We start from the raw sequence: 20552 nt of genomic DNA, 5'->3' as shown, positions 1-20552 counted from the left end.
CGCCCGGGGCCGCGCCGGCCGCCGGACCGGTCGCGGCCGGCTGTTCGGGCAGCCCGGCTTTCCTAGTCAACGAGGCTCCGTCCGGTCAGGCGCAGGAAAACGTCCTCGAGCGAGGACCGGCGCACCAGCGAGGTCACCGGGCGCAGTCCGCGGGCGGAGACCTCTTCGAGGGCTGCCTCGCCGTCGTGGGCGTAGATCAGGACGCGGTCGGGCAGGGTTTCCAGCCGTTCGCCGATGCCTTCGAGTTCGGCGCCGACGGTGGCGTTGCGTTCCGAGCCGAAGCGCAGCTCAAGGACCTCGCGGGTGGAGTACTCGCGGATCAGGCTGGCGGGTGATCCCTCGGCCATGATCCTGCCCTTGTCCACCACGATCAGGCGGTCGCAGAGCTGCTCGGCCTCGTCCATGTAGTGGGTGGTCAGGATCAGCGTGACGCCCTGCTCCTTGAGCCGGAACAGCCGGTCCCAGAGGATGTGCCGGGCCTGCGGGTCCAGCCCGGTGGTGGGCTCGTCCAGGAGCAGGATCCGGGGTTCGTTGATGAGGGAGCGGGCGATCGTGAGGCGGCGCTTCATGCCGCCGGAGAGCGCGTCGACCTTGGATTTGGCCTTGTCCGTGAGCTGCGCGAACTCCAGCAGCTCGTCGGCCTTGGGCCTGAGGTAGCTCATGGGCAGCCCGAAGTAGCGCCCGTAGACCAGGAGGTTGTCCCGGACCTTGAGTTCCTCGTCCAGGTTGTCCTGCTGCGGGACGACGCCCAGGTGCGCGCGGACCTCCGGCCCGTTCTGGTCCGGGTCCAGCCCCATGATGCTCAGGCTCCCGGAGGTCCGCTGGGACACGCCGCCGATCATCTTCATGGTGGTGGACTTACCGGCGCCGTTGGGGCCCAGCAGGCCAAAGGCCTCACCGGCGGGCACGGAGAAGGAGATGCCGTCGACGGCGACGACGTCGCCGTAGCGCTTCGTCAGGTTTTCGGCGGTGATCACATACTGCGGCGGGCCGGATTCGGCGGGGCTGCTCACTGGGGCGTCCTTTTGGGAGGCTTCCTGGGCTGAGGATTCTTCTTCGGAGACTAGTTCAGGCACCCGAATCACGGTAGTGGATCCCGCCGAACTATGAAAGAGTCTTTTCGTAAAAAATCCAGACGTTTGCCATTCCGTGATGTCCGGGGCGTTAAGCACCCAGGGCGCCACCTCCGGGTGGGAGGGGGCGCCCTGGGACAGGCGGAGCGGTTGGCTCAGGCGGTGCCGGAGTGGTCCGCCTCGGCCAGGTGGCGTTCCGCGGTTTCCACCACGTTCGCCAGCAGCATGGCGCGGGTCATCGGGCCCACTCCCCCGGGGTTCGGGGACAACCAGGCGGCGACGTCGGCCGCGGCGGGGTCCACGTCTCCGGTGACCACCGCCTTGCCCGAGCCGTCGTCGACGCGGCTGACGCCGACGTCGAGCACGATGGCGCCCGGCTTGAGGTCGCCGGCCTTGATCATGTGCGGCTGGCCGGCCGCGGCAATCACGACGTCGGCCTGCCGGAGTTCGGCGGGCAGGTCGACCGTGCCCGTGTGGGCCAGGATCACCGTGGCGTTGACGTCCTTGCGGGTGAGCAGCAGCCCCACCGGGCGGCCGATCGTGACCCCGCGGCCCACCACCAGCACGCGCTTGCCGCTGAGGCTGATGCCGTGCCGGGTAAGCAGCTCCACACACCCCTTGGGGGTGCACGGCAGCGGGGACTTCATCGGACCGCTGACGTTCGCCACGAGCCGGCCCAGGTTCATCGGGTGCAGGCCGTCGGCGTCCTTGTCGGGGTCCATGGCCTCCAGGATGACGTCCTGGTCGATGTGCTTGGGCAGCGGGAGCTGGACGATGTAGCCGGTGCATTCCGGGTTCTCGTTGAGCTCCCGGACCACGGCCAGCAGCTCCTCCTGGCTGGTCTCCTCCGGCAGGTCGCGGCGGATGGAGGTGATGCCCACCTCGGCGCAGTCCTTGTGCTTGCCGCCGACGTACCAGGTGCTGCCCGGGTCGGAGCCGACCAGGATGGTGCCCAGGCCCGGGACGATCCCGCGGGTCTTGAGCGCCGCCACGCGTTCGGTCAGTTCGGCCTTGATCGTGGCGGCGGTGGCCTTGCCGTCGAGGATCCGGGCGGTTTCAGCCGTGTGGGCCGTCTCAGCAGAAGTCATGGCCTACCACTGCTCGTGCTGCGGGTACAGCGGGAAGTCGGCGGCGAGCTTGTCCACGCGGGACTGGAGCGCCTCGATGTCGGTGGCGGCACCGGCCTTCAGCGCGGTCGCGATGATCTCGGCGACCTCGGTGAACTCCTCGGCTCCGAAGCCGCGGGTGGCCAGGGCCGGGGTGCCGATCCGCAGGCCGGAGGTGACCATCGGCGGGCGCGGGTCGAACGGCACGGCGTTGCGGTTGACCGTGATGCCGACCGAGTGCAGGAGGTCTTCGGCCTGCTGGCCGTCGAGCTGGGAGTTGCGCAGGTCCACCAGGACCAGGTGCACGTCGGTGCCGCCGGTCAGGACGGACACGCCGGCGTCGGACACGTCGGACTGGTTGAGGCGGTCGGCGATGATCCGGGCGCCCTCGAGGACGCGCTCCTGGCGCTCCTTGAATTCCTCCGTGCCGGCGATCTTGAACGCGACGGCCTTGGCGGCGATCACGTGCATGAGCGGGCCGCCCTGCTGGCCCGGGAAGACGTTGGAGTTGATCTTCTTGGCCCACTCCTTCTTGGCCAGGATCACGCCGGAGCGGGGACCGGCGAGGGTCTTGTGCACGGTGGAGGTGACGACGTCGGAGTACGGGACCGGGCTCGGGTGCAGGCCGGCGGCCACGAGGCCGGCGAAGTGCGCCATGTCGGTCCAGAGCAGGGCGCCGACCTCGTCGGCGATCGAGCGGAAGGCCTCGAAGTCGAGGTGGCGCGGGTAGGCGGACCAGCCGGCGATGATCACCTGCGGCTTCTCGGCGATGGCCTGCGCGCGGAGCTTGTCCATGTCGATGCGGAAGTTGTCCTGCTCGACCTGGTACGCGGCGACCTCGTAGAGCTTGCCGGAGAAGTTGAGCTTCATGCCGTGGGTCAGGTGGCCGCCGTGGGCCAGGGACAGGCCCAGGATCTTGTCCCCCGGGGTGATCATCGCGGAGAGCGCCGCGGCGTTGGCCTGGGCGCCGGAGTGCGGCTGGACGTTGGCGTATTCGGCGCCGAAGAGCTCCTTGACCCGGTCGATCGCGAGCTGCTCGGCGATGTCGACGTACTCGCAGCCGCCATAGTAGCGGCGGCCGGGGTAACCCTCGGCGTACTTGTTGGTCAGGACCGAGCCCTGGGCTTCCATCACGGCGCGCGGGGCGAAGTTCTCGGAGGCGATCATTTCCAAGGTGCCGCGCTGGCGGCCCAGCTCCTGGGCAAGGACTGCGGCGATTTCGGGGTCAAGGTCGGCCAGCGGCTGGTTGCTCACGGCGGCTGAGGAAAGGCTAAGAGAGGTGGTCACGGGGGGAACTCCTGGCTAGGCAACGGGCACTGCTTAAGGTCAGGTTACCGGCTGGCCCGCGGCGGCGCCCCTAGATTACGGTCCCGGGAACCGGGGACGTGACAGGGGCCGGCACCCGCAGTGGGGCGCCGATGCGGGCCGGCAGCGGTGTGCTGCCAACCGGAAAAACATGACCCTCGGCCCAGGCGTACGATCCGTGGTCTTCGTGAGTGCCGCTCCCTGGTGGTTAGCCACCCAACGCCAGTTGCGACCGTTCCAGAGTACCCCAGTCCGGCGGCCCGGACCGAGCCGCCGGACCCAGCCCCCGGCGGACCGCGGGTAGGCTTGTCTTCCGTGACTGACGACCAGCTGACTGCTTCCTATATCCTGACCCTCTCCTGCCCGGACCGCCCCGGAATCGTGCACGCCGTGGCCGGCGCCCTGCTCGTCGCGGGCTGCAATATTACGGACTCGCAGCAGTACGGCAGCCAGAGCACCGGCACGTTCTTTATGCGCGTCGAGGCCACGACGCCGTCCTCCCAGCTGGAGCTCCAGGCCGCCCTGGAGCCCGTGGCCCAGGCCTTCGGGATGCAGTGGAGCCTCAACCCGGCCGGACGGAAGATCCGCACCCTGTTGATGGCCAGCACATCAGCGCACTGCCTCAATGACCTGCTGTTCCTACAGCGCTCCGGCACCCTGCCCATCGAGATCCCGGCCATCGTCTCCAACCACAAGGACCTGGCCGGCCTCGCGGAGTTCTACGGCATCCCCTTCCACCACATCCCGGTCACCCCGGACACCAAGGTCCAGGCCGAGGACGAGCTGCGGGCGCTGATGGCCGAGCATGACATCGAGCTCACGGTCCTCGCCCGCTACATGCAGATCATCTCCGACGAACTGTGCCAGCAGCTGACCGGCAAGGCCATCAACATCCACCACTCCTTCCTGCCGTCCTTCAAGGGCGCCAAGCCGTACCACCAGGCGCACGCCCGGGGCGTGAAACTCATCGGCGCCACCGCGCACTACGTGACGGCGGCCCTGGACGAGGGGCCGATCATCGAACAGGAAGTCATCCGGGTGGACCACCGCCGCACGCCCGAGCAGTTCGTCCAGATGGGCCGCGACGTGGAGGGCCGCACGCTGGCCCAGGCCGTGCAGTGGCATGCCGAGCACCGGGTCCTGCTGGACGGGAACCGGACGGTTGTTTTCAACTGAGACCGGTTGTTTTTCGCAGACGGCGGTCATTGAATAGGGGTATGGCACTTTCCCCGGAAGACCCGCTGACCGAGTTCGTGGCCCTGCTCAAGGCTGAGGACCGCCGGGGTGTGCTGGGCCTGGACTGCGGCCAGGGCTCCGACGGGCTGCGCTTTGTCCAGTCCGGCATCCACTTCACCGGCGTCGACCCGTCCGAGGAGAACATCCATGCGGCGCGGGCCCGGGGCCTGGAAGCCTCCGTCGCTCCGGCCGGCTCGCTGCCCTTCCCCGACTCGGTCTTCCCCTCGGTGTGGGCGGTTGACGCCCTCGCGGGACTGCCCCCGGCGGAATGGGACGACGTCGTCCGGGAACTGGAGCGGGTGGCCGCGCCCGGGGCGCCGATCGCCGTCGTCCTCCCCGAAGGCCGCCTCCCCGAAGAGGACCTCAACGAACAGGACCTCAACGAACAGGGCCCGGGCTTCACCGTGCTCCGCTCCCCCGCCCCGCCCAACTGAAAACACCGTTGAGCTATCACTTTTGGTCGTTCCCAGCGCTCATAGTGACCATAGGTGATAGCTCAACGGGGTCAGGGGCGGCGCACGCTGCGCATGTAGCCGCCCAGGAATCCGCCGACGATCAGCAGGACGCCGCCCAGCCGGGCCAGCCCAACGCCCAGGTCGTGCCGGCCGCGGGAACGGGCGGCCCAGGAGGCCAGGAAGATCAGCGTCGCCGTGCCGTTTGCCGCGGCGTGGACGACGCCGACACGCCGGGTGGCGCGGTCCGCCCGGGCCCATTCGGCCCAGCCGGTGATTCCGGTGGGGCCGGCCGCGACGACGCCGAGGGCCACGAGCCGTGCGGCGGCCCGGCGGGTCCCCTCGTCGGGGAAGAGGTCCAGGAAGATCGCCATGAACCAGGCCCCGAACGGCACATCGGTGGCGACCGCATGCGGGATACTGCCGGTGGCGTCACCCCGGAAGAAACTGCGCAGCCTGGGGTTGGCCACCAGCCGGCCCGCGAGCGGCTCCGCCACCCGGACCGCCGGGTCGAGGCGGTCCCACCCCTCCAGCCGCCGCATCAGTCGTCGGAACTTCCCGTTTTCCGTCATCACGGACCACCTCCCGGACAGGGCCTTTGATGGCCCCGATCCTACGCCCGTTCAACCCCGGTTGACCTATCACTTGTGGTGGTTCTCAGCCCTGAGAACCACCACAAGTGATAGCGCAACGGGGAGGGGGTGTGTCCTAGGCTGGAGGCATGGCTCCCATTTACGCTTTCGCCGGGGACACCCCGGCCGTCCACGAATCCGCCTTCATCGCACCGAGCGCCTCGGTGATCGGCAGGGCAACGCTCGCCGAGAACTCCAGCGCCTTCTACGGCGTCTCCGTCCGGGCCGACACCGCCGCGATCAGCGTGGGCGCCGGCAGCAACCTGCAGGACAACGTGGTGCTGCACGCCGACCCGGGCTTCCCCTGCACGGTCGGCGCCCGGGTCAGCGTCGGGCACAGCGCCGTCGTGCACGGCTGCACGGTCGAGGACGACTGCCTGATCGGCATGAGCGCCACCATCCTCAACGGCGCCGTGATCGGCGCCGGCTCGCTTGTGGCCGCCGGCGCCGTCGTGCTGGAAGGCACTGTGGTTCCGCCCCGTTCGCTGGTGGCCGGGGTGCCGGCCAAGGTCCGCCGTGAGCTGACCGACGAGGAGTTCTCGGGCGTGCAGCAGAACGCGGTGCACTACCAGGAGCTGGCCCGGGCGCACCGCGAACTGCACGGCTGAGGACGGCTGAGGACGGCTGCGGACCTAGTCCAGCGAGATCGGGCCCAGTTCGTCGAGCAGATCGCCCGGTCCCGGGTTCCCGGCCGCCGCCGAACCGCCCAGGTGGTTGACAACGCCCCAGACGGCGTTCAGTCCGGTGGTCACGGCGCCCTCGGCCCACCCGGCGGTGAAGGACACGTCGTCGCCGGCTAGGAAGATTCCGCGCTGCCCCTCCGGGAGCCGGTCCTGCTTGAAGTGGCTGAAGAGGCGCTGCTGGTAGCGGTACTGTCCGGGCAGGTTGGCCTTGAAGGCCCCCATGAAGTTGGGGTCCGCTTCCCAGGAGACGGTGATGGGCTGGCCGACGATGTGGCCGGCGATGTCCACGCCCGGGTAGATCTGCTCGAGCGAGTGCAGCATCAGCTCGACCCGCTGGTCCGCGTCCAGGGACAGCCATTTCAGCGCGTCATCGTTCCAGGTGTAGGAGAGCAGGATCACCGCGGGCTGCTCGGGCCCGTTGTCCAGCAGGTAAGTGGCCCGGTTCAGCCGGTCGGTCAGCGTCATGGACATGACCTCCCGGCCCGTCGCCGGGTCGATGTCCTTCCAGAAGGGCCGGTCGACCATCACGAAGGTTTTGGAGGACTGCATGTAGTGGGAGCGTTCGATCGCGGTCCACAGTTCCGCCGGGAACAGGGTTTCCTCGGTGTGGATCCGCGTCGAGAGCAGCCACGACTGGCAGGTGGTGATCACGGCCGGATAGGCCGCCTCGCGGCCCCACCGCTCCCGGATGCGGAAGTCGCCACTGCCGTCCCGGGCGATCCGGTCCACGGCGCCCCGCGGGGCGCCGGCGTGCAGCGAGGCCAGTGATGTTCCCTCGGGCCAGTGGACCATGCCCGACGGCGCGTGCTGCCAGAGTGCCTCGGGGAGCCGCTGCGCCCCGCCGGCGATGAGCCGGTGCGCGTCGTCGGCGTCGGTGTAGACGACGCGCAGGATCTCCAGAATGGAGTTGGGGAAGTCCGTGTCCCAGCCGCCGGTGCCGAAGCCCACCTGCCCGAACGCCTCGCGGTGGGCGAACCCGGCCTGCTTGAACGAGTCACTGCCGGCGATGAACCCGTAGAAGGTCTGTTCATCCAGCAGCGGCAGCAGCGCGTTCCACAGCTCCTTGATCCGGGCGGTGTCCCGGGCGCGGATGGCGTCCTGCATCTCGGCGAACTTGGCACCGTCGTTCACGGCAGCCTTCCAGGCCTCCGCGACCTCCCGGAAGAACGGCGGCAGGTCTGCCGGGGTGCGCGCGTAGTGTTTCTGCCCGGCGAGCTCGATTACCGTGCTGGAGGTCGCCGCCGCCAGCGGGTTGGGGAACTCCTGGGTTTCCAGCCCGAGCATCTCGACGTAGTGGTAGAACGCCTTGCCGGAGACGGGGAAGCGCATCCCGCCGAGGTCGGCCACGATGCCGGCGGCGGAGGGGAAGCTCGCGGTCCGCAGCCGGCCGCCGATCTGGTCCGCCTCGTAGAGGACCGGGCGCAGGCCCAGTTTCATCAGCTCGTAGGCGGCCACCAGCCCGGAGAGACCGGCGCCGACGACGGCCACTTCGGCTCCGTGGAGCCCGGCCGGGATGGCGCCCAGGCCGTCCGGGTGGGCCAGGTAGTGGTCGTAGCTGAACGGGAAGTCGGGATTCAGCATGGTGATGGGGGCCTGGTCGCCGGCGCCGGGCGCTGCCGGCCGGGGGGCCGGGAGTTCTGTGGCGGTTGTCATGAGTGGTGTGCTTTCATCGGTTCGGGCGTGGGCGGGGTGTCGGAGGGGGCTGCGCCGGATAGTTCACGGTATTCCTCGTGGCTGAGCGCCGCTACCCGGGAGTGCCGGCGGCCGTAGCCGAAGTAGACGGCCAGTCCCACCAGCATCCACAGTCCGAAGACCACCCACGTGTCGGCGCCGAGGTTGAGCATGAGGTATCCGCACATGGCGGCGCCGAGGATGGGGGTCAGCGGAAACAGCGGGACGCGGAAGCTCCGGGTGAGTTCGGGCCGGCGGCGCCGCAGGTGGATGACGGCGACGTTGACCAGGGCGAAGGCGAAGAGTGTGCCGATGCTGGTGGCGTCCGCCAGCGCCCCGAGCGGGACGAGGCCCGCGGTGAGGGCGACGGCGGTGCCCACGATCAGGGTCCCGGCCACCGGGGTTCCGGTGCGGGGCGAGACGCGGCCGAAGATTTTGGGCACCATGCCGTCGCGTGACATCGACAGCAGGATGCGGGTCTGGCCGTAGAGGACCGTCAGCACGATGCTGGCGATGGCCAGCACGGCCCCGACGGCGAACACCAGCGCAATCCAGGGCTGCCCGGTGGTCTCCTCCAGGATCTTCACGAGGGCGGCTTCGGTGCCGTCGAACCAGCCCCAGGGCCGCGCGCCGATCGCGGCGACCGCGACGAGCACGTAGATGGTGGTGACGATCAGCATGGAGAGCAGGATGGCCCGGGGCAGGTCGCGCTTCGGGTTGCGGGCTTCCTCGCCGGCCGTGGAGGCGGCGTCGAACCCGATGTAGGAGAAGAACACCCGGGAGGCGGCGGCGGAGACGCCGGCGGCGCCCATCGGCAGCAGCGGTTCGAAGTGTGCGGCGTTGAAGGCGGTGAACGCCACGGCGCAGAAGAACACCAGGATGCCGACCTTGACCACCACAATGGCCGTGTTGATCCAGGCGCTTTCCTTGGCGCCGCGGACCAGCAGCGCCATGGCCAGGACCACGATCACGATCGCAGGCGCGTTCAGCACTCCGCCGTCCCCGGGCGGCTGCGAGAGGGCGTCCGGCAGCGCCAGGCCGAAGACGTGGAGGGCTTCGTTGACGTACTGGCCCGCGCCGACGGCGACGGCGGCCACGGAGACGGCGTATTCGAGCACCAGGCACCAGCCGCAGATCCAGGCCATGCCTTCGCCCATCGTCGCGTACGTGTAGGAGTAGCTCGATCCTGCCGCGGGCACCATCCCGGCCATCTCGGCGTACGAGACGGCGGAGAGCAGCGCGGCGACTCCGGCGATGGCGAAGGAGACCCAGATGGCCGGACCCGCCAGCGGCACGGATTCACCCAGGATCACCAGGATGCCGGTGCCGAGGGTGGCGCCGACGCTGATCATCGTCAGCTGCAGCACGCCGAAGCTGCGGACCAGCCGCGTGCCGCCGTGGCCGTTTTCGGCTTCGCTGACGAGCTGTCCGATCGGCTTGCGGCGAAGCAGCTGCGCGGTCAGTCCGGGACGGCCCGTGGTGGCCGGCGGCCGTTCTCCAATAAGAGTTGGCACAGTCATCGTTGACGTCCGTTCTTCAGTAGTGGTCTTTTCCCCGGTCCAGCCTAGGCTTGTGAGCCAGCTCTCACGGTTGTGCAGAATGACCTATAGTCTTCAGTCATGAGACTTAATGCACCGAAGCACTCAGCCCTGGACCTCCACGGCAACCCTGCTGACGGTGCCGAGCGGCTGGGTTTCGTCACGCTGGCGCAGTTCCTGCGCCAGCTGCCGCCGGAGCTGACGGTCCTGCACGACGGCGGCAACGGGGCCGAGCGGCTGCGCTGGGTGGAGCCGAGCGAGCTGGAGGACCCCACCCCGTACCTGCTCGACGGCGAGTTCCTGCTCACCGCCGGCCTCCCGTTCCTGGGAGGGGGCGGCGCCGCGGAACTCGTGGACACCTACGTGCGGCGGCTGGTCGAGGCGCGCGTCTCCGCCCTGGGCTTCGGCCTGGAGCCGTACTTCGACGCGGTGCCCGACGCCGTGGTGCAGGCCTGCCGGCGGCACAACCTGACCCTCGTGGCCGTCCCGAAGACCGTTCCCTTCGCCGCCGTCGGCCTGGCTTTCTCGCAATTGCTGGAATCGGACAACGCCACGACGTTCCGGCAGCTCGCGGACACGAACCGGCAGCTCATGCGCGCGGTGCTGTCGGCACGGCCGGAACACGAACTCCTGGCCGCCCTCGTGCAGCGGGTTCCGGTCTGGGCGGTCCTGGTGGGCGCCGACGGGCGGGTGCGTGCCCGCGGAACCGCCGGCGCAGCGGGAGCCCCCGCCACGCCGGGCGTGGACACGGCAACGCTGCAGCCCCTGCTGGCGAGGCTGCTCTCCGGCAGCGGCCCGCGCGTGGAACTGGACTCGTTCGGCACGGCAGGTTCGGCGCTGGTGTTCGGGTATCCCCTGCGCAGCACTCGGGACGCCAACCTGGGCGCCCTGGTCCTCGGCACCGACGCCCCGCTCACCCCGGCCCAGAACAGCGTCGTCTCCACCGCCGTCGGGCTGCTGGAACTGCTGGTGCGCCAGCGCACCAGCGGCTCTCTGGCCCCCAGCCAGCTGGCCACCGCGCTGCTGCTGCATCCGGACAGTCTGGTCTCCGGAGGCACCCGCCACCTCAACGCGCTCAAGGACCTGCTGGCGCAGAGCGTCTCCTCCACCCGGTCCGGGCAGCTGCGCGTGGTCCTGGGCCTCCGCCCGGAGGCGCCCGGAACTCCCGACGCCCCGGCGGCCTCCGCAGTCACCGTTCCGCCGGCCGGCACCGCGGTCCCGGCCGGCACCGCCGCGCCGGCAGGGGCGGCCGCCGCTCCGGGCCGCGCCGGCCGCCCCGTCGAGAGTCCCGTGCGGGAGCTGCTGGAATGGCGCCGGATGTTTGATACCAAGCTGGTGGAGCTCACCGACTCCGGTTTTGCCGCCATCACCCGGCTGAAGGTCGACGACGCCCTGCTCGCCGGTGTGGAACGGCTCGGCTGGCGCCTCGTGGTCGGCAGCGCCACCGAGCTGTCCGGGCTCGCGGAAACCTACCAGCGGGCCTGGTCCCTCCGCGGCCGCGTCGCGACCACCGGACGCAGCGTCCGGGTGGATGACGTGACGTGGTCCGTGGCCGGGCTGCTCGGCAAGGAGGCCGGCGCCATGCTGGCCGCCCGGCTGCTGGCACCCGTGCTGGCGCTGGCACCGGAGCGGCGGGACGCCCTGCTTGGGATCCTCCGCGCCTGGCTCGGCGAGAACGGCAGCTGGGATGCCACGGCCAAAGCCACCGGCCTGCACCGCAACAGCATCCGCCGGCAGATCGGCCTGCTCGCGGAGCTGCTGGAACTGGATCTCAACCAGGCCCAGGCCCGGGCCGAGCTCTGGATCGCCCTGCAGTACACGGACGAGCTGCCGGGGATGGCGGCGGCGGCGGACGCCCCTGCCGCGCCCGACGTCCCTGCCGCGCCGGATGCACCTGCCGCGCCGGATGCCCCGGAGCCCGGTTCCGGTCAGCTGCCCCAGGAGCGGTAGAGCTCCGGCCGGAGATCTTCCAGGTACGCCACCTCGTGCCCGGCCGCGCCCGGCTCCGGCAGCTCGGCGAACAGCAGCTCGGCGCCGGTGCCGGCCGCGGCCAGGAGCCTGCCGTCCGGGGCTGCGATGACACTGCCGCCCAGGAAGTCGCAGCCGTCCTCCGTTCCGGAGTGGTTGGCGTAGGCCACCGTCAGATGGTTCTCCAGGGCCCGCGCCCTGATCAGCACCTGCGGCACGGCATCGAATCCCTCCGCGAGGGCGGTCGGCACCAGCAGCAGTTCGGCGCCGCGCACCGCGGCGGCACGGACGGCTTCAGGGAATTCCACGTCGTAGCAGATCACCAGTGAGGTCCTGACCCCGAGGAAGTCAACGACGCCGGGACTGGCCGCGGCGGGGACAAACGCCTGGCGCTCCTCCGGCCCGAAGAGGTGGACCTTGGCGTAGCTGAGGAGCTCCTCGCCGGTGTGATCGACGAGGGTGGCCGTGATCTGCCATGCCCCCGCCACGGTGACGGCGGGGAGGCTGTAGACCAGCGCAATGCCGTTCCGGCGGGCAATCTCCGCCAGGGCCGTCCGAAGGGAGGGCAGCGTCGCCGGGTCAAGCTCCGCCCGCAGCCGGAGGGGCGCATAGCCCACCGGAAAGAGCTCCGGGGTGAGGAGCAGCCGGGCGCCCGCCGCAGCGGCCCTCCCGGCGGCGGCATCCACCGCAGCGCAATTGGCATCAACGTCCAGCACGGCGGCGTTCGCCTGCATCAGGGCCAGTAGCACCATTACCACCTCAGCGTCCTTAGGGTCCGCCCTTGGCGGCGGACTCCCGCTCCTCCAGCGTAGCCATCCGCAGGCATCGCCGCTTCGGTGCATTTCCGCCCGGCCGTCCGGGAAGCGGGACGGAATGCCCTTTCCGCCCCGGCAGGGGCCCCGCCGGACACGGCGCCGCGCCCCGCGCCGGCCCCGCCAGGGGCCCCGTCCGACACGGGCGCCAAGCTGCGCACCGGCCCCGCCAGCCTACTTCCGGAGCTATCATGCGTTAACTTCTTGACTACAAGACGCGGATGGGGCAATCTTCATTGCATGCCCTCACCAACGCGCTCAACGAGGAGCCGAACCAAAAACCCCGGATCGCAATCCGCGCTCCGGCATCTGAACCAACAGCGGATCATTGAATGCCTTCTCGCCGGGCCCTCCACGCAGGCGGAACTGGCACGGCAGACCGGCCTCTCCACGGCCACGGTCTCGAACATCGTCAAGATCATGCAGGACGCCGGACTGGCCTCCACCGAACCGATCACCAGCTCCGGCCGGCGGGCCCTGAACGTCCGGCTCAACAGCAACGGGGCCGTCGCCGTCGGGATCGACTTCGGCCGCCGTCACCTGCGCGTCGTCCTCGCCTCCCTGAGCTACCACGTGATCGCCGAGGAATCGGTCCTGCTCCCCCTGGGCCACCACGCCGAGGAAGGCATCACCGCCGCCGTCGGACTCCTGGACCGGCTCCTGGCCAGCAGCGGCGTGGAGCGCAGCGCGGTCGTGGGCGCCGGCGTCGGCATCCCGGGACCCATCGACCGCCGCACCGGGACGGTGGCGCAGGGCGCCATCCTGCCCGAATGGGTGGGTATCAACATCCTGCAACGCCTCGAGGAGGCGCTGGATCTCCCGGTTTTCCTCGACAACGACGCCAACCTCGGGGCCCTATCGGAGGTGACCTGGGGGCCGCACACCGGCATCAGCAACCTGCTGTTCCTCAAGATCGGATCCGGCATCGGCGCGGGGCTGATCCTGAACGGGATGCCCTACTACGGCAACGTGGGGATCACCGGCGAAATCGGCCACGCCACCATCCACGAGCACGGGCTGGTCTGCCGCTGCGGGAACCGCGGCTGCCTGGAGACCATCGCCTCCACCACCACCATGATCGAGCTCCTGGGCCGCGGGGAGGACGCGCCGCTCACCCCGGAGGACATCGTCCGCAAGGCCCTCGCCCGGGACTCCGCGACCCTGCGTGTGGTGGACGACGCCGGGCTCGCCGTCGGCCGCGCGCTGGGCAATGTGGCCAACCTGATCAACCCCGAAGTGATCGTGGTGGGCGGCCCGCTGGCGGGCCTCGGCGAGCTGCTGCTGGACCCGATCCGGCGGGGCCTGGTCCGGCACGCCGTGCCCGTGATCGGGGAGACGACGACGCTCACGATGTCCTCCCTGGGGGACCGCGCCGAGGCCTTGGGCGCGACCGCCCTGGTCTTCCAGCACGCCGGAATCCGGCGCGGCTGAGCTTTTCGTTATCGGGCTGTTGCGTTAAAGACTTGACGACAAGGCCCGTGATCCAGTTTACTTTTCCATCAGACGACCCTGCGGTTTGCAGGGGCGGACAACGAAGTCATGCATTGGAGGCGTAAGGGCAGATGACGTCCCTCAACACGCACAGCGATCCGATTATTCTCGAGATGCGCTCCATCACCAAAGAGTTCCCCGGCGTTAAAGCATTGTCCGAGGTGAACCTGCGGGTAAAGGCCGGCGAGATCCACGCGATCTGCGGCGAGAACGGCGCCGGCAAGTCCACCCTGATGAAGGTACTCTCGGGGGTCTACCCCTACGGCAGCTACGACGGCGACATCGTCTACCAGAGCGAAGTCCAGCAGTTCAAGGACATCCGGGCCAGCGAGCACGCCGGCATCGTGATCATCCACCAGGAGCTCGCGCTGATCCCCGAGCTGTCCATCATGGAGAACATCTTCCTGGGCAACGAACCCACCAAGCGCGGTGTGATCGACTGGGCCGAGGCCCGGATCCGCTCCACCGAACTGCTGGCCCGCGTCGGACTCCGGGAGGACCCGGAGACCCCGATCAAGGAAATCGGCGTCGGCAAGCAGCAGCTCGTCGAAATCGCCAAGGCCCTGAACAAGTCGGTGAAGCTGCTCATCCTCGACGAGCCCACGGCCGCCCTGAACGAATCCGATTCCCAGCACCTGCTGGACCTCATGCTCGGCCTGAAGGGCCGCGGCATCACGTCCATCATCATTTCCCACAAGCTGAACGAGATCGAGCAGATCGCGGACTCGATCACCATCATCCGTGACGGCAAGTCGATCGAGACGCTGGACGTCAAGGCCGACGGCGTCGACGAGGACCGCATCATCAAGGGCATGGTTGGCCGGACCCTGGAATCCCGCTTCCCGGAGCACGAGCCGAAGATCGGCGAGGTCTTCTTCGAGGTCAAGAACTGGAATGTGGGCCACCCGCAGGTCCAGGACCGCATGGTCTGCAAGAACTCCAACTTCTTCGTCCGCCGGGGCGAGATCGTCGGCTTCGCGGGGCTGATGGGCGCCGGGCGCACCGAGCTCGCCCGCTCCGTGTTCGGCCGGTCCTACGGCCGGTTCCTCTCCGGACAGATCCACATGGACGGCAAGGACGTCGAACTCAAGAGCGTCAAGCAGGCGATCGACGCGGGACTGGGCTACGTCACCGAGGACCGCAAGTCCCTGGGGCTGAACCTGCTGGATGACATCAAGGCCACCACGGTCTCGGCCAACCTCAAGAAGGTCAGCAAGCACAACGTGATTGACGCCAACAAGGTGTTCACCGTCGCCGAGCAGTACCGCAAGTCCCTGCGGACCAAGGCCCCGTCGGTCGAGGAGGGCGTCGCCAAGCTCTCCGGCGGCAACCAGCAGAAGGTGGTGCTGGCGAAGTGGATGTTCACCGACCCCGAGCTCCTGATCCTGGATGAGCCCACCCGAGGGATCGACGTCGGCGCCAAGTACGAGATCTACGGCATCATCCAGCAGCTGGCGAACCAGGGGAAGGGCATCATTGTGATTTCCTCGGAGCTGCCCGAGCTGCTGGGCCTCTCGGACCGCATCTACACCATTTTCGAAGGCGCCATCACCGGCGTGCTCAACAAGGACGAAGCCAGCCAGGAAACGCTCATGAAACTCATGACTTCGGCCCGCAAGACCGCCTGACCCGCTGTGGCCAACTGCTCCGTACCCTCCGGAAACAAGGACTGAAACAATGAACGCGCTCAAGAAGCTCTTTGGCGGCAACACCCGCCAATTCGGCATGATCTTCGCCCTGGTGGCCCTGATCATCTTCTTCCAGATTGCAACCGACGGCCGGACGCTCACCCCGGGCAACGTCATCAACCTCTTCAACGGCAACTCCTACATCCTGATCCTGGCCATTGGCATGGTCCTGGTGATCATTGCCGGCCACATCGACCTCTCCGTCGGCTCGGTTGCGGCGTTCGTGGGCGTTTGCGTGGCCCTCTTCATCCGGGACTGGGGCATCCCCTGGTACCTGGGCATCCTGATGGGGCTGGGGCTGGGAGTGCTGATCGGCGCCTGGCAGGGGTTCTGGACGGCGTATGTCGGCATCCCGGCGTTCATCGTCACGCTGTCCGGCATGCTCATCTTCCGCGGCGCCAACCAGTACGTCGGCAAGTCCAACACCATCCCGGTACCGGCCGACTTCCAGAAGATCGGTTCGGGCTACCTGCCCGAGGTCGGGCCGAACGTCGGCTACAACAACCTCACCCTGCTGCTGGGCCTGCTCGGCGTCGCGTTTGTGGTCTTCAGTGAGATCCGCTCCCGCCGCAACGCCAAGGCCCTCGGCGCCGAGGTGCCCGAAGCCTGGGTCAGCATCGTCAAACTGATCCTGATCTGCGGCGCCATCCTCTACGCGACGTACCTGTTCGCCACCGGCCGGCCGGGCACGTCCTTCCCGATCCCGGGCCTGATCCTGGCTGCGCTGGTGATCATCTACGGGTTCATCTCCTCCAAGACCGTCATCGGCCGCCACATCTACGCGGTCGGCGGCAACCGGCACGCCGCCGAGCTCTCCGGCGTGCAGTCCAAGAAGGTCAACTTCCTGGTGATGATGAACATGTCCGTCCTGGCCGGCCTCGCCGGCATGATCTTCGTCGGCCGTTCCACCGCCTCGGGCCCGTTCGACGGCGTCGGCTGGGAACTGGACGCCATCGCGGCCGTGTTCATCGGCGGCGCCGCGGTGACCGGCGGCGTCGGCACCGTGATCGGCTCGATCGTCGGTGGCCTGGTGATGGCCGTGCTGAACAACGGCCTGCAGCTGCTCGGCGTCGGCGCCGACCTGACCCAGATCATCAAGGGCCTCGTGCTCCTGATCGCCGTCGCCTTCGACGTCTACAACAAGTCCCAGGGCAAGAAGTCCATCATCGGCCTGATGTTCAAGAACTTCGGCCGCAGCAGCGAGCTGAAGCCCGACGAGACGACCTCCACCAAAGAGGTCATCTCCAGGGGCATCTAATCCACTCCCTGATCCGTTCCATCACGATTCTCCGCACACCATCTAAAGAAAGTGAACCAAACAATGCGACTGATTGGTAAAGCAGGAAAGGCAGCAGCGATCGCTGCTATTGCGGCACTGGCGCTGACAGCCTGCGGCCGCACCGACACCGGGACCACCGGCGGGTCCACCACCGGCGGGGAAGCATTCCCCAAAGACTCCCTGATCGGCGTCGCGCTCCCCCAGAAGACCAGTGAAAACTGGGTCCTGGCGGAGACGCTCTTCAACGACGGCCTCACCGCCGCCGGCTTCAAGCCGGATGTGCAGTTCGCCAATGGCGGCGTTTCGGAACAGCAGAACCAGATCAGCGCCATGATCACCAAGGGCGCCAAGGTCATCATCGTCGGCGCCATCGACGGTGCACAGCTGGGCACCCAGCTCCAGCAGGCCAAGGAATCCGGCGCCACGGTCATCGCGTATGACCGTCTGCTCCTGAACACCGCCAACGTCGACTACTACGTGGCCTACGACAACTTCAAGGTCGGTGAACTCCAGGGCCAGGCGCTGCTGGAGGGCATGAAGGCCAAGAAGCCGGAGGGCCCGTACAACATCGAGCTCTTCGCCGGCTCCCCGGATGACGCCAACGCGAAGGTCTTCTTCGACGGCGCCATGAGCGTCCTGAAGCCGAAGATGGACGACGGCACCCTCAAGGTGCTGTCCGGCCAGACGACGTTCGAGCAGGCCGTCACCCAGGGCTGGAAGGCAGAGAACGCCCAGCGCCGCATGGACACCCTGCTCGCCGGTACCTACAGCACCGCACCGCTCGACGGTGTGCTGTCCCCGAACGACACCCTGGCCCGGGCGATCATCACCTCGGTCAAGGCTGCCGGCAAGCCGATTCCGGTCGTCACCGGGCAGGACTCCGAAGTTGAGTCTGTGAAGTCCATCATGGCCGGAGAGCAGTACTCCACCATCAACAAGGACACCAGCAAGCTCGTGGATCACGCCATCACCATGGTCAAGGACCTCCAGGCCGGCAAGACGCCCGAGATCAACGATGACAAGTCCTACAACAACACGGTCAAGGTTGTTCCGGCGTACCTGCTGGAGCCGGTCATCGTGACGCAGGAAAACGTCTACACGGAATACGTCAACGATCCGGTGCTCGGACCGATCACCAAGCAGTAGTTCCTGTCCGAACAGCACCTCAAAGAGCCCCGGTTCCGCCTCCTGGCGGGCCGGGGCTTTTTGCTGCCCGAAATCTTCCTGCTCGGCCCCTCACAGCGGATCCATAGCTCCGCATGGCGGTCCGCACAGCAGCCCGTACCAGTGTGGGATCAGCCGCCGGCCCTTCCGGCCGGCCCAAGATCCCTAGGAGTCACGTGAGCGTCCTTGCCCGGAGTATAGGCAACGCCTTCAGAAACAAGGTCAGAACAGCGGCCGTGGTGGCCGTGCTGGCGGTTGCCATCGGACTCGCGCTGGCCATGCTGGTGGCCAACCAGGCCGTCGCGGGGAAGGTCGCGGAGCTCAACGCCTCGGTGGGCACCGTGCTGACCGTCAATCCCGCCGGCGGGCAGGGCTTCGAAGGCGGCGGCGAGCCGCTGACCGCCGAACAGGCCGCGACGGCGGCCGCCGTGCCCGACGTGAGCACCGTCGTCGGCACCAAGGCGCTGAGGCTGCGCAACGCCGCGGCGGCCGCCGCCCAGACCGGGGCCGGCGGGCAGGGAGGTCCAGGCAGCCAGGGCGGTCCCGGCGGCCAGTCCGCCACCACCGTGACCACGAGCCTCACGGCCGCCGTCGACGCCGGAACACTCGGCACCCGCAACCAGGCCGCGGAGGGCGCAACGGGAGCGTCCGGCACCGCCACCGCTGCACCCGCCTTCTCCGTACCCGTCACTGCCACCGGCATCGGAGCCGAGGTGGACACCACCGGCAAGGCCCTGGCGCTGACGCAGGGCACCGGCCTGGGCGACTACACGGTGGCCTCCGCCGGCGCCCTGCTGGGCACCACCCTGGCCGAGAAGAACGGTCTGACCGTCGGCTCGACGTTCACCGTCAAGGACCAGAGCTTCACCGTGGTGGGCCTGTTCGACGCCGGCACGGCCTTCGGCAACAACGCCCTCTACCTCACGCTCCCCACGGCCCAGACGCTCGCGGAACTCCCCGGCGAGCTGTCCACGATGATCGTCACGGTCAATTCCCTGGAGAACGTCGACGCCGCCAAGACGGCCCTCCAGGCCGCGCTCGGCACCGGCGCGGCGGATGTCAGCCAGGGCGAGCGGAACCTCGAAACCGCGGTCAGCTCACTCGGCAGCGTCAAGAACATCTCCTTCATCGCCTTCGTGGCGGCCCTGGCCACCGCGGGCCTGATCATCCTGCTGATCATGGTCATGCTGGTCCGCGAGCGCCGCCGGGAAATCGGGGTGCTGAAGGCAATCGGCGCCCCCAACCGCACCATCGGCCTGCAGTTCGTGCTGGAGGCGCTGGTCCTCGTGGCCCTGGGCAGTGTGGTGGGTGCCGCCGTCGCGTCCTTCGCCAGCGGCGGCATCGCCTCCGCGCTGATCAGTTCCAACACCGCCACGGCCACCGCCACCACCATGGCCGGCCAGCGCGGGGGCCCGGGACTTCCCGGCGGGATGCCCGGCGGGATGCCCGGCGCGAATCCCCTCGGCGGGGCCGGCCAGCTGCTGACCTCCGTCACCGCGAGCGCCTCCCCCGGCGTCATCGCCGCGGGCATTGCCGCCGTGTTTGGCGTCGCCGTCATCGGGGCCCTGGTACCTGCCCTGCTCACCGCCCGCATCCGCCCCATCGAAGTCCTCCGAGGAGAGTAGCCATGATCGAAGTCAAGAACCTGGTCCGCACGTTCAAGTCCGGCGACCGCACCATCAAGCCGGTCAACGATGTCAGCTTCATGCTCGAGCAGGGGACTCTGGCCTCGATTGTGGGCAAGAGCGGCAGCGGCAAGAGCACCCTGCTGTCCCTGCTCGGCGCCCTCGACAAACCCACGAGCGGGGATGTGCTGGTCAACGGCGTGAGCCTGGCCGGCATGCCCGACGGCAAGCTCACCGAGTACCGCCGGCGGGACATCGGCTTTGTGTTCCAGCAGTTCAACCTGATCCCCAACCTCTCCGCGGTGGACAACGTCATGCTGCCGATGGAATTTGCCGGGATCCGGAAGGCCGCCCGCCGGGAACGGGCCCGGGAGCTGCTGGAACGGGTGCAGCTCGACCCGGACAAGCACGGGCGCCGCATCAACCGGCTCTCCGGCGGCGAGCAGCAGCGGGTGGCGATTGCCCGCGCGCTGGCCAACTCCCCCAGGCTGATCCTCGCGGACGAGCCCACGGGCAACCTGGACGAGCAGACCGGCGAACACATCATCGAGCTCCTCAGCTCACTCAGCCGGGACCACAACACCACCATCCTCGTGGTCACCCATGACCGCTCGCTGGCCAACAAGACCGACCGGCGGTTCCGGCTCCAGCAGGGCCGGCTGACCGAGGAGGCAGCGCGCAGCCGGGTCGCAGCGGGCGCTCCCGCGTAGCGCCCCGCCCGGCACTCCCCCACAGCCGCCGCGGACGCCGGAGGCGGGACCCCCCATCCCGTCGCCGGCCTCCGCGGCCCACAACCCGACGCTCCCTCAGCTCCGGCGTGCGCAACCCC

Annotated in this window: 17 protein-coding genes and 1 riboswitch; of the genes, 10 read left to right on the top strand and 7 right to left on the bottom strand. The window is 68.8% G+C overall.

The window, feature by feature from the left end; all coding sequences use genetic code 11:
* Nucleotides 1-62: 62 nt before the first annotated feature.
* The 3 genes from AC06G6_RS05055 to glyA all read right to left on the bottom strand — a co-directional run bounded on the left by AC06G6_RS05055 (nt 63) and on the right by glyA (nt 3466).
* On the bottom strand, nt 63-1013 hold the full coding sequence (locus AC06G6_RS05055) for an ABC transporter ATP-binding protein (protein WP_479826974.1): 951 nt from the start codon (nt 1011-1013) through the stop codon (nt 63-65).
* Between the two features lie 215 nt (nt 1014-1228).
* Nucleotides 1229-2161, bottom strand: a complete 933-nt coding sequence (locus AC06G6_RS05050; RefSeq protein ID WP_479826973.1) for a bifunctional methylenetetrahydrofolate dehydrogenase/methenyltetrahydrofolate cyclohydrolase — start codon at nt 2159-2161, stop codon at nt 1229-1231.
* A gap of 3 nt (nt 2162-2164) precedes the next feature.
* Complete coding sequence (gene glyA, locus AC06G6_RS05045) at nt 2165-3466, bottom strand: serine hydroxymethyltransferase (RefSeq protein WP_479826971.1); 1302 nt, start codon at nt 3464-3466, stop codon at nt 2165-2167.
* Between the two features lie 172 nt (nt 3467-3638).
* A riboswitch (ZMP/ZTP riboswitch) is annotated at nt 3639-3724 on the bottom strand.
* Nucleotides 3725-3799: 75 nt separating this feature from the next.
* Here glyA and purU point away from each other — a divergent pair.
* Entirely contained in the window at nt 3800-4660 is an 861-nt protein-coding gene (purU, locus tag AC06G6_RS05040; RefSeq protein ID WP_479826970.1) for a formyltetrahydrofolate deformylase, read from the top strand.
* A 41-nt stretch (nt 4661-4701) separates the two neighbouring features.
* Nucleotides 4702-5154: a class I SAM-dependent methyltransferase gene (locus AC06G6_RS05035; RefSeq protein WP_479826968.1), complete on the top strand. Its 453-nt coding sequence runs from the start codon at nt 4702-4704 to the stop codon at nt 5152-5154.
* A gap of 71 nt (nt 5155-5225) precedes the next feature.
* Here the strand turns inward: AC06G6_RS05035 and AC06G6_RS05030 are convergent, their stop codons facing one another.
* A complete protein-coding gene (locus tag AC06G6_RS05030; RefSeq protein WP_479826966.1) occupies nt 5226-5744 on the bottom strand; it encodes a DUF2231 domain-containing protein in 519 nt (172 codons plus the stop codon).
* 149 nt (nt 5745-5893) lie between these two features.
* Between AC06G6_RS05030 and AC06G6_RS05025 the strand changes: the two genes are divergently transcribed.
* Nucleotides 5894-6412 (top strand): gamma carbonic anhydrase family protein, encoded by a 519-nt coding sequence (locus tag AC06G6_RS05025; protein ID WP_479826964.1) that lies wholly within the window; start codon nt 5894-5896, stop codon nt 6410-6412.
* Nucleotides 6413-6436: 24 nt separating this feature from the next.
* On the opposite strand, the gene AC06G6_RS05020 is transcribed toward AC06G6_RS05025, so the two are convergent.
* Together AC06G6_RS05020 and AC06G6_RS05015 are read right to left on the bottom strand one after the other, a co-directional pair.
* Nucleotides 6437-8140 carry a flavin monoamine oxidase family protein gene (locus AC06G6_RS05020; protein WP_479826962.1) on the bottom strand — a complete coding sequence of 568 codons (1704 nt, stop codon included), beginning with the start codon at nt 8138-8140 and terminating at the stop codon, nt 6437-6439.
* Nucleotides 8137-9678, bottom strand: coding sequence for an amino acid permease (locus tag AC06G6_RS05015; RefSeq protein ID WP_479826960.1), 1542 nt, complete (start codon nt 9676-9678; stop codon nt 8137-8139). Before AC06G6_RS05015 ends, AC06G6_RS05020 begins: the two co-directional genes overlap by 4 nt.
* A 99-nt stretch (nt 9679-9777) precedes the next feature.
* Here AC06G6_RS05015 and AC06G6_RS05010 point away from each other — a divergent pair, with 99 nt between their 5' ends.
* Nucleotides 9778-11646, top strand: a complete 1869-nt coding sequence (locus AC06G6_RS05010) for a PucR family transcriptional regulator ligand-binding domain-containing protein (RefSeq protein WP_479826959.1) — start codon at nt 9778-9780, stop codon at nt 11644-11646.
* Here AC06G6_RS05010 and AC06G6_RS05005 read toward each other — a convergent pair.
* Nucleotides 11625-12416, bottom strand: coding sequence for a nitrilase-related carbon-nitrogen hydrolase (locus AC06G6_RS05005; RefSeq protein ID WP_479828537.1), 792 nt, complete (start codon nt 12414-12416; stop codon nt 11625-11627). The two genes, AC06G6_RS05010 and AC06G6_RS05005, sit on opposite strands and share 22 nt — an antisense overlap.
* A 300-nt stretch (nt 12417-12716) precedes the next feature.
* Between AC06G6_RS05005 and AC06G6_RS05000 the strand changes: the two genes are divergently transcribed.
* The 6 genes from AC06G6_RS05000 to AC06G6_RS04975 all read left to right on the top strand — a co-directional run bounded on the left by AC06G6_RS05000 (nt 12717) and on the right by AC06G6_RS04975 (nt 20433).
* On the top strand, nt 12717-13907 hold the full coding sequence (locus AC06G6_RS05000; protein ID WP_307459286.1) for an ROK family transcriptional regulator: 1191 nt from the start codon (nt 12717-12719) through the stop codon (nt 13905-13907).
* Between the two features lie 131 nt (nt 13908-14038).
* Nucleotides 14039-15595 (top strand): multiple monosaccharide ABC transporter ATP-binding protein, encoded by a 1557-nt coding sequence (gene mmsA / locus AC06G6_RS04995; RefSeq protein ID WP_479826957.1) that lies wholly within the window; start codon nt 14039-14041, stop codon nt 15593-15595.
* 49 nt (nt 15596-15644) lie between these two features.
* Nucleotides 15645-16913 (top strand): multiple monosaccharide ABC transporter permease, encoded by a 1269-nt coding sequence (gene mmsB / locus AC06G6_RS04990; RefSeq protein WP_479826955.1) that lies wholly within the window; start codon nt 15645-15647, stop codon nt 16911-16913.
* A gap of 63 nt (nt 16914-16976) precedes the next feature.
* On the top strand, nt 16977-18080 hold the full coding sequence (locus AC06G6_RS04985) for a substrate-binding domain-containing protein (RefSeq protein ID WP_479826953.1): 1104 nt from the start codon (nt 16977-16979) through the stop codon (nt 18078-18080).
* Nucleotides 18081-18274: 194 nt separating this feature from the next.
* Complete coding sequence (locus AC06G6_RS04980; RefSeq protein WP_479826951.1) at nt 18275-19723, top strand: ABC transporter permease; 1449 nt, start codon at nt 18275-18277, stop codon at nt 19721-19723.
* A gap of 2 nt (nt 19724-19725) precedes the next feature.
* A complete protein-coding gene (locus AC06G6_RS04975; protein WP_479826949.1) occupies nt 19726-20433 on the top strand; it encodes an ABC transporter ATP-binding protein in 708 nt (235 codons plus the stop codon).
* Nucleotides 20434-20552 lie beyond the last annotated feature (119 nt).

It is taken from the genome of Arthrobacter sp. CJL-S3 (assembly GCF_056711635.1).
The sequence above is the reverse complement of the archived record's forward strand: the minus strand, read 5'-3'. Positions and strand labels throughout refer to the sequence as shown.

Coding starts and splice junctions, on each gene's coding strand:
- AC06G6_RS05050 (WP_479826973.1), bottom strand. CDS start 2,161: ATGACTTCTGCTGAGACGGCCCACACGGCTGAAACCGCCCGGATCCTC.
- AC06G6_RS05035 (WP_479826968.1), top strand. CDS start 4,702: ATGGCACTTTCCCCGGAAGACCCGCTGACCGAGTTCGTGGCCCTGCTC.
- AC06G6_RS05030 (WP_479826966.1), bottom strand. CDS start 5,744: ATGACGGAAAACGGGAAGTTCCGACGACTGATGCGGCGGCTGGAGGGG.
- AC06G6_RS05025 (WP_479826964.1), top strand. CDS start 5,894: ATGGCTCCCATTTACGCTTTCGCCGGGGACACCCCGGCCGTCCACGAA.
- AC06G6_RS05020 (WP_479826962.1), bottom strand. CDS start 8,140: ATGACAACCGCCACAGAACTCCCGGCCCCCCGGCCGGCAGCGCCCGGC.
- AC06G6_RS05015 (WP_479826960.1), bottom strand. CDS start 9,678: ATGACTGTGCCAACTCTTATTGGAGAACGGCCGCCGGCCACCACGGGC.
- AC06G6_RS05010 (WP_479826959.1), top strand. CDS start 9,778: ATGAGACTTAATGCACCGAAGCACTCAGCCCTGGACCTCCACGGCAAC.
- AC06G6_RS05005 (WP_479828537.1), bottom strand. CDS start 12,416: ATGGTGCTACTGGCCCTGATGCAGGCGAACGCCGCCGTGCTGGACGTT.
- AC06G6_RS05000 (WP_307459286.1), top strand. CDS start 12,717: ATGCCCTCACCAACGCGCTCAACGAGGAGCCGAACCAAAAACCCCGGA.
- mmsA (WP_479826957.1), top strand. CDS start 14,039: ATGACGTCCCTCAACACGCACAGCGATCCGATTATTCTCGAGATGCGC.
- mmsB (WP_479826955.1), top strand. CDS start 15,645: ATGAACGCGCTCAAGAAGCTCTTTGGCGGCAACACCCGCCAATTCGGC.
- AC06G6_RS04985 (WP_479826953.1), top strand. CDS start 16,977: ATGCGACTGATTGGTAAAGCAGGAAAGGCAGCAGCGATCGCTGCTATT.
- AC06G6_RS04975 (WP_479826949.1), top strand. CDS start 19,726: ATGATCGAAGTCAAGAACCTGGTCCGCACGTTCAAGTCCGGCGACCGC.